Origin of the sequence: [Pseudopropionibacterium] massiliense (assembly GCF_900607225.1) — a bacterium.
GTDB classification, from domain to species: domain Bacteria; phylum Actinomycetota; class Actinomycetes; order Propionibacteriales; family Propionibacteriaceae; genus Arachnia; species Arachnia massiliensis.
Window position 1 is genome coordinate 841,802 of sequence record NZ_LR027842.1, and the last position, 12,266, is coordinate 854,067.

The 12,266-nt window shown below is 67.6% G+C and carries 14 protein-coding genes and 1 riboswitch; of the genes, 9 read left to right on the forward strand and 5 right to left on the reverse strand.

The window, feature by feature from the left end:
* The coding region (locus E0E39_RS15980; RefSeq protein WP_207302400.1) for a hypothetical protein at window positions 1-252 on the forward strand (252 nt) is incomplete at its 5' end.
* A 114-nt stretch (window positions 253-366) separates the two neighbouring features.
* Here E0E39_RS15980 and E0E39_RS03575 read toward each other — a convergent pair.
* From E0E39_RS03575 to trmB, 4 genes are all read right to left on the reverse strand, one after another.
* Complete coding sequence (locus E0E39_RS03575; RefSeq protein ID WP_130873513.1) at window positions 367-972, reverse strand: superoxide dismutase; 606 nt, start codon at window positions 970-972, stop codon at window positions 367-369.
* 82 nt (window positions 973-1,054) lie between these two features.
* The gene (locus E0E39_RS03580; RefSeq protein WP_130873514.1) at window positions 1,055-1,648 is read right to left on the reverse strand and encodes a class I SAM-dependent methyltransferase; all 594 of its coding nucleotides are present in this window, start codon (window positions 1,646-1,648) and stop codon (window positions 1,055-1,057) included.
* Window positions 1,645-2,457 carry a tRNA pseudouridine synthase A gene (locus E0E39_RS03585; RefSeq protein WP_130873515.1) on the reverse strand — a complete coding sequence of 271 codons (813 nt, stop codon included), beginning with the start codon at window positions 2,455-2,457 and terminating at the stop codon, window positions 1,645-1,647. The genes E0E39_RS03580 and E0E39_RS03585 overlap by 4 nt, the downstream gene beginning before the upstream one ends.
* A complete protein-coding gene (gene trmB / locus E0E39_RS03590) occupies window positions 2,454-3,167 on the reverse strand; it encodes a tRNA (guanosine(46)-N7)-methyltransferase TrmB (protein WP_130873516.1) in 714 nt (237 codons plus the stop codon). The genes E0E39_RS03585 and trmB overlap by 4 nt, the downstream gene beginning before the upstream one ends.
* Before the next feature lie 37 nt (window positions 3,168-3,204).
* Window positions 3,205-3,336, forward strand: a riboswitch (cobalamin riboswitch).
* A gap of 31 nt (window positions 3,337-3,367) precedes the next feature.
* On the opposite strand from trmB, the gene E0E39_RS03595 reads away from it, so the two are divergent.
* Genes E0E39_RS03595 through E0E39_RS03610 form a run of 4 tightly spaced genes read left to right on the forward strand, consistent with a single transcriptional unit; the run spans window position 3,368 to window position 6,866 of the window.
* Window positions 3,368-4,588, forward strand: a complete 1,221-nt coding sequence (locus tag E0E39_RS03595) for an ABC transporter substrate-binding protein (RefSeq protein WP_207302401.1) — start codon at window positions 3,368-3,370, stop codon at window positions 4,586-4,588.
* The gene (locus tag E0E39_RS03600; RefSeq protein ID WP_130873518.1) at window positions 4,588-5,610 is read left to right on the forward strand and encodes an iron ABC transporter permease; all 1,023 of its coding nucleotides are present in this window, start codon (window positions 4,588-4,590) and stop codon (window positions 5,608-5,610) included. Before E0E39_RS03595 ends, E0E39_RS03600 begins: the two co-directional genes overlap by 1 nt.
* A complete protein-coding gene (locus E0E39_RS03605) occupies window positions 5,607-6,419 on the forward strand; it encodes an ABC transporter ATP-binding protein (protein ID WP_130873519.1) in 813 nt (270 codons plus the stop codon). Before E0E39_RS03600 ends, E0E39_RS03605 begins: the two co-directional genes overlap by 4 nt.
* Window positions 6,420-6,455: 36 nt before the next feature.
* Complete coding sequence (locus tag E0E39_RS03610; protein WP_130873520.1) at window positions 6,456-6,866, forward strand: YccF domain-containing protein; 411 nt, start codon at window positions 6,456-6,458, stop codon at window positions 6,864-6,866.
* A gap of 70 nt (window positions 6,867-6,936) precedes the next feature.
* On the opposite strand, the gene E0E39_RS03615 is transcribed toward E0E39_RS03610, so the two are convergent.
* Entirely contained in the window at window positions 6,937-9,018 is a 2,082-nt protein-coding gene (locus E0E39_RS03615) for an elongation factor G-like protein EF-G2 (protein WP_130873521.1), read from the reverse strand.
* A 112-nt stretch (window positions 9,019-9,130) separates the two neighbouring features.
* Here E0E39_RS03615 and E0E39_RS03620 point away from each other — a divergent pair, with 112 nt between their 5' ends.
* The 4 genes from E0E39_RS03620 (at window position 9,131) to rpsI (ending at window position 12,162) form a co-directional block, all read left to right on the forward strand.
* Window positions 9,131-10,576: a DNA-3-methyladenine glycosylase 2 family protein gene (locus tag E0E39_RS03620; protein WP_130873522.1), complete on the forward strand. Its 1,446-nt coding sequence runs from the start codon at window positions 9,131-9,133 to the stop codon at window positions 10,574-10,576.
* Window positions 10,573-11,085, forward strand: coding sequence for a methylated-DNA--[protein]-cysteine S-methyltransferase (locus E0E39_RS03625; protein WP_165444623.1), 513 nt, complete (start codon window positions 10,573-10,575; stop codon window positions 11,083-11,085). The genes E0E39_RS03620 and E0E39_RS03625 overlap by 4 nt, the downstream gene beginning before the upstream one ends.
* A gap of 91 nt (window positions 11,086-11,176) precedes the next feature.
* Window positions 11,177-11,620, forward strand: coding sequence for a 50S ribosomal protein L13 (gene rplM / locus E0E39_RS03630; protein ID WP_130873524.1), 444 nt, complete (start codon window positions 11,177-11,179; stop codon window positions 11,618-11,620).
* A gap of 14 nt (window positions 11,621-11,634) precedes the next feature.
* Window positions 11,635-12,162, forward strand: coding sequence for a 30S ribosomal protein S9 (rpsI, locus tag E0E39_RS03635; protein WP_130873525.1), 528 nt, complete (start codon window positions 11,635-11,637; stop codon window positions 12,160-12,162).
* Window positions 12,163-12,266: the final 104 nt, after the last annotated feature.

A 12,266-nucleotide genomic window follows, 5' to 3' on the forward strand; every position in this document is an offset into this window, starting at 1 on the left:
GTCGTTGAAGAAATACGTCACAAAAATGACGAGTTCCTCTACGGCGCTTTGTGGGTTTCCGACATGCCTCTGTTGCGCCAAGGTGTAGCAGTCCTGTATGTGATACCACCCGGACAGCGGCACATCACACAGGTTCCGAGGTGGTTGCCTTCTTCGCGGAGGGGTGTACGCGTATCGTGTTTTTATCGGGACTCCTGCGCGAAGAAGGCCGCCGGGCATCTGCTGGCGGTGAGAAAGGCCATGGTCTCATGATTCCCCTTGCGGGCCCGCGTCATGCGCGTCCGCTGTCACAGGACACGGACTGACCCTGAGGAGCACAGTGCCGTGGTTTCAGCCTGCGCGGGCTGAAACCATGGCACTGCTTTGTCAGGCCGCGAAGGTTTGGGCCTTGGTGAAACGCTCGGCGACATCGGGCCAGTTGACCACGTTCCACCAGGCATTGACGTAGTCGCCCTTCACGTTCTTGTACTGCAGGTAGAAGGCGTGCTCCCACATGTCGAGCTGCAGCAGTGGAATCTGCCCCGCAGGGAGGTTGCCCTGCTGGTCGTACAGCTGATTGATGTTGAGACGCCGCCCGAGGGTGTCGAAGACCAGCATGGACCAGCCGGAACCCTGGATGCCGTTGGCGGCGGCGTTGAACTGCTTCTGGAAGCCGTCGAAACCGCCGAAGTACTCGTCGATGGCCGAGGCCAGCTCACCATCGGGGCGGCCACCGCCCTCCGGCGACATGTTCTTCCAGAACGTGGAGTGGTTGATGTGGCCGCCCAGGTGGAAGGCCAGATCCTTCTCCAGCTTGTTGATGGCGCCGAAATTGCCGGACTCGCGGGCCTCGGCCAGCTGCTCCAGGGCCGTGTTCGCTCCCGCGACGTAGGCGGCGTGGTGTTTGTCGTGGTGCAGCTCCATGATCTCCGGGGCGATGTGCGGGGCCAGCGCGCCGTAGTCATAGTCGAGATCGGGCAGGACGTAGGTCATCGAGACTCCTCGGTTCGGGACACGCGGACGGGCCGCGACGGTCCTCTTCATCCTATGCAGCCGTCCGGGACACGCGGGGAAGTCAGGCGGGCGAGTCGCCGCCGCGCCTGACCTTCAGCACCCGGAAGCCCTTCGCCGAGGCCAGCTTCTCCGTGGGCCACCCCTGCCCGGTGAGCCAGCCCGCGAGGGAATCCGCACCGAGATTCTTGCTCACCACCAGATACGCCGCCCCATCGGGTTGCAGCCGCGGCAGCCAGGTGAGCAGTAGCTCGTGCAGGGCTTTCTTCCCGATGCGGATCGGTGGGTTGGACCAGATCTCGTCATAGACGGCCCCCTCGGGCGAGAAGGTCCGCACCCGGTCAGCCACCCGGGCGCGCTCCGCATTCATCCGTGTCAGGGCGAGGGCACGTTCGTTGACATCGACCGCATCCACCCGCACCCCGGGGCTGGCCGCGGCGATTCCCACCGCTATCGGACCGAACCCGCAGCCCAGGTCGAGAACCCGCCCGTGCTCCGGTGGGGAGACGGCGCGCAGCAGCACCGAGGTGCCCAGATCCAGCCGGGAACCGGAGAACACCCCGTTCGCGGTGGTGAAGACGAACTCGCGTCCGAACACCGTGGCGGTGATCTCGCGGGTGACCATGGGGGAGGGGTCGTTGGTGAAGTAGTGGCTCATGTCTCCTCCAGGCTCCGGCGGGCGCGGGCCTCGCGTGCCCGCGAGGCGAGCTGATCGACAGGTGGATAGCCGACCTCCTCCAGCACCAGGCCGTGGGCGGGCATCAACGGCACCTCCCCGCAGCGGCGGTCGCTGCTCGCGACCTCCGCCAGCCACGCCAGGTTCCGGCGCCCCGCGCCGACCACGGTCAGCGCCCCGACCAGGGCTCGCACCATCGAGTGGCAGAAGGCGTCGGCCAGCAGGTGCACCTCCACCACCCCGTCGCCTCGCCGCGTGACGGTGAACTCCCGCAGGTCGCGGATGGTGGTGGCTCCTTCCCGGGCCTTGCAGAACGGGGCGAAGTCCCTCAGCCCCGTCAGCAGTCCGGTCGCTTCCTGTGCGGTGCCCAGATGCAGCGGGTGCCGCAGCTGGACCACATGGTTGCGCAGCAGGGGGTCCGGCACCTGCGTGGAGTCGATCAGGCGATAGCAGTAGCGCCGCCAGACCGCGGAGAAACGGGCGTCGAAACCCTCGGGGGCCTCGGTCACGTCGCGGATGGCGATGTCGCCGGGGCAGATCCGGCGCAGCCTGCGCAGCAGGTCGGTGGGGGACAGGACCGGGTCCTCGACGTCGACGTGGCACACCTGGCCGCGGGCGTGCACCCCGGCGTCGGTGCGGCCCGCGACGGTGAGCGCAGGGGCCGGGGCGAGACGGAGCACCCTGCCCAGCGCCTCCTCCAGCACCCCCTGCACCGTCCGCAACCCCGGCTGGGAGGCCCAGCCGTGAAAGGCCCCGCCGTCGTGGGCCGGGTCGATGCGCACCCGGGTCACGGCAACCGCCGGTAGGTCAGGTCGTGGACCCTGCGGCCCTGCTCCAGGCCTTTGGCCTCGTACTTCGTGACCGGACGTGCCTCGTACCGCGGCGCCCAGCCCCCGTGGAGATTCTCGAACCGCGGATGGGCGTCGAGCGCCTCCTTCTGCCAGAAGGCGTAGTCCTCCCAGTCCGTGGCGAGCCGCCACAACCCACCGGGCCGGAGCTTCAACGCCACCAGGTCGGCGAACTCCGTGCTGACCAGGCGGCGTTTGTGGTGCCGGGTCTTGCGCCACGGGTCGGCGAAGAAGGTCCACAGCTCCGCCAGGGAGTCGTCGTCGAACAGCACCGCCAACCCCTGTGCGCCGTTGGCCGGCACGATGCGCACGTTGTCCACCCCTTCACGACCCAGGCGCCCCATGGTGGTGGCGATGCCGGGTGGGAAGACCTCGAAGGCGATGAAGTCGTTCTCGGGGCGGGCCGCGGCCATGGGCACCAGCGAATCCCCGTTTCCCGACCCGATCTCCACGATCCGCGGGGCCCGCCTGCCGAAGACCGCATCCCAGTCGACGTGGGCGTCGTCGGCGATGGACGTGTCCATCTCCGCGGCGGGCACCTCGACGAGAAAACGGTCCCGGTGACGATCCCAGGCCGCCTGCTGAGAATCGTTCATCCGGGTGCTGCGACGCACGAAACTGACGACGGTGCGCTGGGGGCGGGGTGGTTTCACCCCGCGATGATAACCGGGTTAACGGGACCCGCCGTCGATGCGGCACATGTTCGGCGGTAAGTTTTCTCATAGTCTCGCTGCGCAGGAATCCGGTGAGAATCCGGAACGGTCGCGCCACTGTGACCCGCCCCGGCGGGGAGTCAGGAACTGCCGACGACGACCATTCCCAAAGGACGCGACATCCAGGATTGGTGATCACCGTGGAACTCACCCGTACCCTCGCAGCCCTCGCCGCCTTCGCCCTGCTGCCACTGGCCGCCTGCGGCCAGACGTCACAGACGAACGCAGATGCCTCAGGCTCCCCGGCCGGAATCGGGAGCGACGGCTGCGTCACCCAGTACGACGCGAACGCCGACTACTTCCCCGAGAAGACGAGCTTCTCCCACGCCACCGGGGTCACGGTGGAATACCACGGTTCCTACAAGACCGTGACGGTCAAGGAACCCCTCCAAGGGGCCTCGCCGGAAACCTACGTCCTCGTGCAGTGCGGCGCCAACCCCGAGCTGCCCTCCGAACTCGCCGACGCGCAACGCATCACCATTCCGGTGCGCCGCGTCGCGACCTCCTCCACCACGCAGCTGCCGGCCTTCGAGCTACTGAAGGCCACGGACTCCCTGGTTGCCGTGGAGTCCCCGGCGCGGGTCTGGTCCGAACCGATCACACAGCTCGTCTCCGAGGGCAAGATCGTCGGTTTCGGCAATGAATCCGGAGGTATCAACGTCGAAACCCTCGCTGCCGCCACCCCGGATCTGTTCTTCTCCAGCGGATTCCCCGACCCCGCCTACGACAAGATCCGGGAACTGAAGATACCCGTGGTGGGCAACTCCGAATGGCTGGAGAACACCCCGCTCGGTCGCGCGGAGTGGTTGAAGTTCACAGCGTTGTTCACCAACACCGAGGGCACCGCCAACCAGGTCTTCCAACAGATCGAATCCGACTACACGGCCGTGAAGGACAAGGTCCAGCAGACCAGCGATCGCCCCACGGCCATCACCGGCGCCCCCTACAACGGGGAGTGGCCCCGTGCCGGGGGTCGCAGCTACCTGGCGGCCTTCCTCGCAGATGCCGGCATGACGTACGTCTTCGCCGACGACGAATCCAACGGCAGCACCCCGACGGCGGTCGAGACGATGCTGGAGGCCGGTGCCCGGGCCGACATCTGGATCAACGCCGACATGATGAAGAAATGGACCAGCATCTCCGCCATCGGTGCCGACGATTCGCGTCTGGTGACCCTCAAGGCGGCCCAGGACGGGCGGGTCTACAACCCCACCAAACGCGTCAACGCCGCGGGCGGGAACGACTACTGGCAACAGGGCGTGGTGCGTCCCGACCTGGTGCTGCGCGACCTCGCCAAGGCTGCCCATCCCGAGCTGTTCGCCGATCAGGACTACACCTTCTACGAGCAACTGCCCGCCTGATGCGGCACCCTTTCAGGTTCGCGGTCCTCGTTTGCGCGCTGACCGCGGCGGTGGCCGCGGGCCTGGTGCTCGGCCCGGCCCAGATCACCCTCGAGGAGGTCTGGGCGGTGCTGACCGGACAACCCACCCGGCCCATCGCCCAGTTGATCGTCGGTTCCGTCCGACTGCCCCGCACCATCACGGCCTGTCTGGCGGGAGCGGCGCTCGGGGTCACGGGACTGGCCATGCAGACGCTGTTCCGCAATCCCCTGGCCGACCCGTTCATTCTCGGCATCTCCTCCGGTTCCTCGCTCGGCGTGGCGGCGGTGATCCTCGTGGTCGGCGGCAGCGGAACCGCGGCCCTGACCGCGGGACTCGGATTCGGCGGTGACCTGGCGGTCGTCGTCGCATCCGCCATCGGCTCCGGGGCGGTGATGGCGCTGGTGCTGGTGCTGGGGCATGCGGTGCGCTCCTCCGTGACACTGCTGCTGATCGGAGTGATGATCGGCTACCTGGTCTCGGCCGGGGTGAGCGTCATGATGTCCTTCTCCACCCCTCAGCTGATCGCCGCCTATTCACGGTGGCGGTTCGGCAGCTACGGCGGGGTGACCTGGGCGAATCTTCCGCTCATCTGCGTGGTGATCGGGGCAGGACTGGTGGCCTCCCTGGCGTTGCTGAAACCCCTCAATGCGCTGCTGCTGGGGGAACGCTACGCGCAGAGCGTGGGCCTGAACCTCAGGGCGGTGCGCATGGCGTTGATAGCGCTGACCTCGGTGCTGGCGGGAACCGTGACCGCCTTCTGCGGACCCATCCAGTTCCTCGGGATCGCGGTGCCGCACCTGGCCAGGGGCATGTTCAACACGTCGGATCACCGCACCCTGATCCCCGCCACCGCCCTGACTGGCGCGCTGCTCGCGCTGGTCGCCGACATCATCTCCGGATTGCCGGGGGACTCGGTGCTGCCGTTGAACGCCATCAACGCCGCCTTCGGGGCGCCCGTGGTGATCTGGATCCTGCTGCAACGCCGGAGGCTCGCGCTGTGAACGTCCTGGAACTGGTCGGGCTCACCGTCGGGTACCGTGCCCAGCGGCGCAGGAAAGTGGTTCTGGAAGGGCTCGACACCAGCCTCGAGGAGGGGCGTCTCGTCGGCCTGGTCGGGCCCAACGGGGCAGGGAAATCCACCCTGCTGCGCACCATCAGCGGGTTGCAACCGCCGCTGGCCGGGAGCGTGAAACTACTGGGCAGGGATGTCGGGCGGATGCGTCGCGACGACGTGGCCCAGCAGGTCGCGGTGGTGCTCACCGACCGGGTCGATCCGGGACGCCTCAGCGTCGCCGATGTCGTCGCTCTCGGCAGGCACCCCCACACCGGCTGGTCGGGGAGGCTCGGGGCCTCGGACCGCGAGGCCGTCGCCGCAGCCCTCGAGGCAGTCGGGGCGCAAGAATTGACGAAACGGATGCTGTGGGAACTCTCCGACGGACAGCGACAGCGGGTGATGATCGCCCGCGCCATCGCACAGGCACCTCGACTGCTGCTGCTCGACGAACCCACCGCCTTCCTCGACCCGCCCGGGAGGATCCGTGTCTTCGAGCTGCTGCAGGACCTGGCACACGACCGCGGGATCGCGGTGGTGGTGTGCACCCACGACGTGGAGGTGGCGGCCAGACACGCCGACCGGCTCTGGGTGGTCGGGACGGAAGACGGAATGCGCGTCGGAACCCCCCACGACCTGGCCCACGACGGCACCCTGGAGACCGCATTCGGCGGGGATGTCGGTTTCGACCCGGACAGCTACACCTTCGTCTCGAACCGGTCGCAGCCGGATCGGGGAGGGCATCAGGGGGATACCTGAGGCGCCAGCAGCCACGGAAAACCTATGCTGAATCCCATGCGCACCCTGCTGAATCTGATCTGGTTCCTCCTCGCCGGCATCTGGCTGGCGATCGGTTACACGATTGCGGGGATCATCGCCTGTGTGTTCGTCATCACCATCCCGTTCGGCGTCGCCGCGTTCCGGATGGCCGCCTACGTCGCCTGGCCCTTCGGCAAGGCCGTGGTACGGCGCCCGAACGCCGGAATGGGCTCCGGCATCATGAACCTCATCTGGTTCGTCCTCTGCGGCTGGTGGTTGGCGCTCGGCCACGTTGTCGCCGCGATCGCCCAGGCCGTGACCATCGTCGGCATCGTCAACGCGATCGTGTCGCTGAAGATGATCCCCGTCACCTGCTCGCCCTTCGGCAAGCAGATCGTGGATCGCAGCAACCTGGCCCCCTGGGAGCGTCCGCTGCACTCCATCTGAAGAAGCCCTCGACAACGATCAACCGCCGCTGGCAGCGCCAGCGGCGGTTGATCGTCCTTTCTCTCCGGTGCTACTTCTTCGGCCAGAGTTCCCGCGGCATCAGCTCGTAGCTGTGGAACTCCCGGGTGAAGCTGCCCGTGCCCTGCGCAAGGCCGCGCAGGTCGATGGGGTAGTTGATCAGTTCCAGCTGCGGCACCAGCGCGTCGATGATGGCGTGGTGCTCGGCATCGGCGTCGCTGCCGAGCACCTGCCCGCGACGTCCTGCCAGGTCGGTCAGGACCGGTCCCAGGAAGGCCTCCCCGACGGTGATCCGCACCCGGTCCACCGGTTCCAGCACACCGATGTTGTGCTCCGTCGCGGCCTCGCGCAGCGCCAGGGCACCCGCGGTCTGGAAGGCCATGTCGGAGGAGTCAACGGAGTGGGCCTTGCCGTCGTAGAGGGTGACGGCGATGTCCACCATCGGGAAACCGAACAGGGTACCCTTGGCCATCTGGGACTGGATGCCCTTGTCCACCGACCCGATGAACTGGCGTGGCACGGCGCCGCCCACCACCTTGTCGATGAACTCGTAGCCCGCCCCGCGCTCCAGGGGGGTGATTTCGATCTCGCAGACCGCGTACTGACCGTGGCCACCCGACTGCTTCACGTGACGCCCCTGGGACTTCGCGGGGGCGGTGAAGGTCTCCCGCAGCGGCACCTTCACGGGCACCTCGTGGATGTTCAGGCCGTGGCGTTGCCTCAGCCGCGCCAGCAGCAACTCCTTGTGGGCCTGCCCCATCGTCCACAACAACTGCTGGTCGGTTTCGGGATGACGCTCCAGACGGACGGTGACGTCCTCGACCGCCAGTCGCTGCAGAGCACCGCCGAGCTTGTCCTCGTCGCCCCGGGTGTCGGCCTCGATGGCGACTGGCAGCAGCGCCTGTGGAACCCGCCAGGGCCGAATCGCGCCCGGGCGTTCCGGGGCGGACAGGGAATCCCCGGTCTCGGCCTTGGACAGGCGCGCCACGTAGACGATCTCGCCCGCGATGGCCTTGTCCTTGCCCACCAGTTCCAGGCCGATCGGCGCGGACAGCTGACCCGCCTTGTCGCTCTCGTCGTGGTCGGGGTGGGACGGGTCCTCGGCCTCACCGAAAAGTTCGCGCCTGCCGGAGACGTGGATGGCGTCGTCGGTGCGGAGGGTCCCGGAGAACACCCGCACCAGCGACAGGCGCCCCGAGTACTGGTCGCTGGTGGTACGGATCACCTGCGCCACGAAAGGACCGTCCGGGTCGCAGGTGGCGCGTGGCAGGGTTTCGCCGTCGAGGGTGACGATGTCGGGGACGGTGGTGGTGTTGGCGGCGGGGAAACCCTTCTCGATCCAGCGCAGCAGCTCCTCGGTGCCGACGTCGCTGGTGGTGTGGGCGGGTAGGACCGGGAAGAACCGGGCGCTGATGATCGCCTTGTTCAACACCTCGTAGACCTCGGCGACGGCGATCTCCTCGCCCTCGAGGTAACGCTCCATCAGGTCCTCGTCCTGGAGTTCGGTGATGATCGCCTCCAGCAACGGGGCGCGCTGCTCGTCGATGTAGGCGTTCTCCTCCTCGTCGGCGTCACGGGAAACGCGGGTGCCTGAGGAGTAGTCGTGGATTCGTTTGTTCAACAGGGAGATGTTGCCGGTGGAGTGGTCGCCCTCGCGGATCGGCAACAGCGCTGCGACGACACCTTCGCCGAAGGCGTCGCGGCAGACCTCGACCATGCTGAGGAAGTCGGCGCGGCCCTGGTCCAGTTTCGTGATGGCGATGATGCGGGGCAGGCCTGCTTTCTGGCATTCCTCCCACAACGCGATGGTGGCCGGCTGGATCTCCTCGCCGGCGGGGATCACGAACACCGCTGCGTCGGCCGCGCGCAATCCGGCGCGCAGCTCCCCGACGTACTCGGGATGTCCGGGGGCGTCCAGGAGGTTGATCTGCACGTCCCTGGCGGGGATGGAGGCCAGGGTGAGGGAGGCCGCTCGCTCGGGGGTGTCCTTCTCGCCGCGATAGCCCTCCACCCTGGCACGCAGGAGATGCTCGAAGAGGGTGGTCTTTCCCGAACCGCTGGCACCGACGAGGATGACATTGCGGATCTGCTCGGGAGAACTGATTGCTACGTGAGTACTCGACTTTGAGGCCATACAAGAACACTAGTGCCTTGTCGGACTGCATCGTGGCCGGGTCTTGAGAATTCTGCCGAGATGTCCTGATCCCGCCAGAAAGTTTGATCGGAAATCCAGCAGACTGTGTGACGTGAATACCCTGCCCCTCGACGAGGACTCCTGTTACAGGGCGTGTGCCGGCCGTGAACACGCCTGGGACGGCCACTTCGTCCTCGCCGTGACATCGACGGGGATCTACTGTCGGCCGTCCTGCCCCGCACGGCTGCCCCGCCGCGAGAACTGTCGCTTCTTCGCGAGCGCTGCTGCTGCCGTGGCCTCCGGATTCCGGGCGTGCAGGAGATGCCGTCCCGATCGTCTCGTCGGCGAGGCGGGTCCGGGCGACCGGGAGGATCTGGTCGGTCGCGCCGTGCAGGCTATTCGCGACGGCGTGGTGGACGATGTCGGAGTCGCCGGACTGGGTGAGCGGCTCGGCGTCGGTGTACGCCACCTGAGCCGGATTTTTCGTGAGCAGGTGGGTGCGACGGTCCACCAGGTCAACCGGACCCGAAGGGCCCACACCGCCCGGGTGCTCATGGATCAGACCGACTGGCGACTGGGCGACATCGCCTTTGCAGCAGGGTTCGGGAGCGTTCGTCAGTTCAACGACGTCATGCGCGCCGAGTTCGGCGCCAGCCCGGGGGAGCTGCGGCGCCATCCCGAAACGGTGCGCGGCGAGGGCGGGCGGCTTCGCCTGACCGTACGCCTGCCCGTTCCCGGGGTGAGGGCGGGCACCGCCATGCGGGCCGCGCTCGCGGCGCACGCGGTTCCCGGGGTGGAGAAGTTCGAGTCCGGTAGGTTGACGCGCCTGGTGGAAATCCCGGTGGGTGCGGCGCTCGTGCGAACCGACGTGATGGGCAGGGCGGAGCTGGACCTGCCTGCTTTCGGCGCCCTGGCCCCCACCCTCGGCGCGGTGCGTCGCTGGCTGGCCCTGGACGCCGACACCGCGACCGCCGATACCGTGCTGAGCCGTGACCCACAGCTGGCGCCACTGGTTGCTGAACGTCCCGGGCTGCGGGTCCCCGGGGCGATCGACGGGGCGGAGTTCGCCTTCTTCACCGTGCTGGGCCAGCAGATCTCGCTCGCCGCCGCCCGCACCGTGCAGGGACGTTTCGTCGCGTTGTACGGTCGTCCCGTTCCGGGGCTGGGGGAGCAGTGGCGCTTACCGCCCGACCCCGCGGCGGTGGTCGAGGCGGGGGAGAACGGGCTCCGCGTGTCGTTGAGGTTGACCCGCTCCAAGGCGGCGACGCTGCACGCCCTGGCGGTCGAACTGGCGGGTGGTCTTCGCATCGATCCGCGGGCCGACCGGGGCCAGACGCGCAGCAGGTTGTCGGGCATCCGCGGGATCGGGGCATGGACCACCGAGTTCATAGCCATGCGCGGTCTGTGCGATCCGGACGCCTGCCCGTCCGGCGACCTGGTTCTCCAACGTGCCCTCGGCCTCTCGACCTCCCGCCAGGTGCTCGCGAGAGCAGAGGCCTGGCGTCCCTGGCGCTCACGCGCCGTCATGCACCTGTGGACCAAGGAGAGCTACCTGTGAAACACGAAGCCATCCTCGCGCTGCCCGGAGGAGACTGGACGATCATCATCGAGGACGATGAATTGACGAGCTGCCGTCACGGCGTTGCCTCCCAGGGGCTGCCCCCGGTGCCCGTCAATCACCCGATTCTGCGTGCGTTGCGTGCCTACGCCGTCGGAGAGGTCCGGGCACTGGACGAAATCCCGGTTGCCCAACCCGGCGGTGACTTCCACACCGTGGTCCGGGAAGCGATGCGCAGGATCCCGCCGGGACACACCGTTTCCTACTCCGAGCTGGCGGCCATGGCCGGGCGTCCCGCCGCAGCGCGTGCCGCGGCGGGTGCCTGTGCCCGCAACCGGGTGGCGATCGTGGTCCCCTGCCACCGGGTGATTCGCGGCGATGGGGGGCTCGGTGGGTATGCCTACGGGCTCGACGTGAAGGAAACCCTGCTCGCCTTCGAGAGAAAACACGCGGGAGAAAACCCGGGCCGCGATGGTTTTGACCGAATCCGTTTACTGCACATAGACTAGGCAGCTGTTGCGCGCCGTGCCGTCGACCCTTGCGGTCGGGCGGCTGCGCGTGTGCGACCTCTCAAGTGTTTGATAACGAATGGAAGTTGCTGTGTCCACGTACACCCCAAAGCCTGGCGATCTCGCCCGGAACTGGCATGTGATCGATGCTGAAGACGTTGTCCTCGGTCGTCTGGCCTCCCAGGTCGCCACGCTGTTGCGCGGCAAGCACAAGCCGACCTACGCGCCGCACGTCGATGGTGGTGACTTCGTGATCGTCGTCAACGCTTCCAGGATTGCCCTCACGGGCAACAAGCGCACCGACGACATGCGCTACTCCCATTCCGGCCGTCCCGGTGGCCTCAAGGCCGTCTCCATCGGTGAACTGCTGGAGAAGGACCCCCGCAAGGCTGTGGAACGTGCCGTCTGGGGCATGCTGCCCAAGAACAAGCTGAGCCGCAAGCTCATCGGCAAGCTCAAGGTGTATTCCGGGCCGGAGCACCCGCACGCCGCGCAGAAGCCGCAGCTCTTCGAGATCACCCAGATTGCCCAGTGAGCCTAGGAAGTTCGATGACTGAGACCACCACCGCGGTCGAGGAGACCGCCGACGAGATCAAGCCGTTCGTCGACGAGCAGGACCGAGAGATCGCCTACCGTTCCGACTCCAACCCCGGAGCCGCCGCCAGCGAGACCAGCAGGGCCGCGATCATCGCGCCGGGTGCCGCCACCGGCCGCCGCAAGGAGGCCGTCGCCCGCGTGCGCATCGTCCCGGGCTCCGGGCAGTGGAGCATCAACGGTCGCACCCTTGATGACTACTTCCCGAACAAGGTTCACCAGCAGTTGGTGTCCGATCCGTTCGCGACGGCCGGGGTCACGGGCTCCTATGACGTCATCGCCCGCATCGACGGCGGCGGTGTCACCGGGCAGGCCGGTGCGCTGCGTCTCGGCATCGCCCGGGCGCTCAACGAGGTCGACGCCGAGGCCAGTCGTCCTGCCCTGAAGAAGGCCGGAATGCTGACCCGCGACGCCCGTGTCAAGGAACGCAAGAAGGCCGGCCTCAAGAAGGCCCGCAAGGCTCCCCAGTACTCGAAGCGCTGACCCCGGTCAGCTCCACGAAACGCCCCGGCATTCTGTGCCGGGGCGTTTCCCGTTGTCGGCGCATCAGCCGGTGAGTTCTCGTGCCCCGGGAGCCTCTAAGCTAG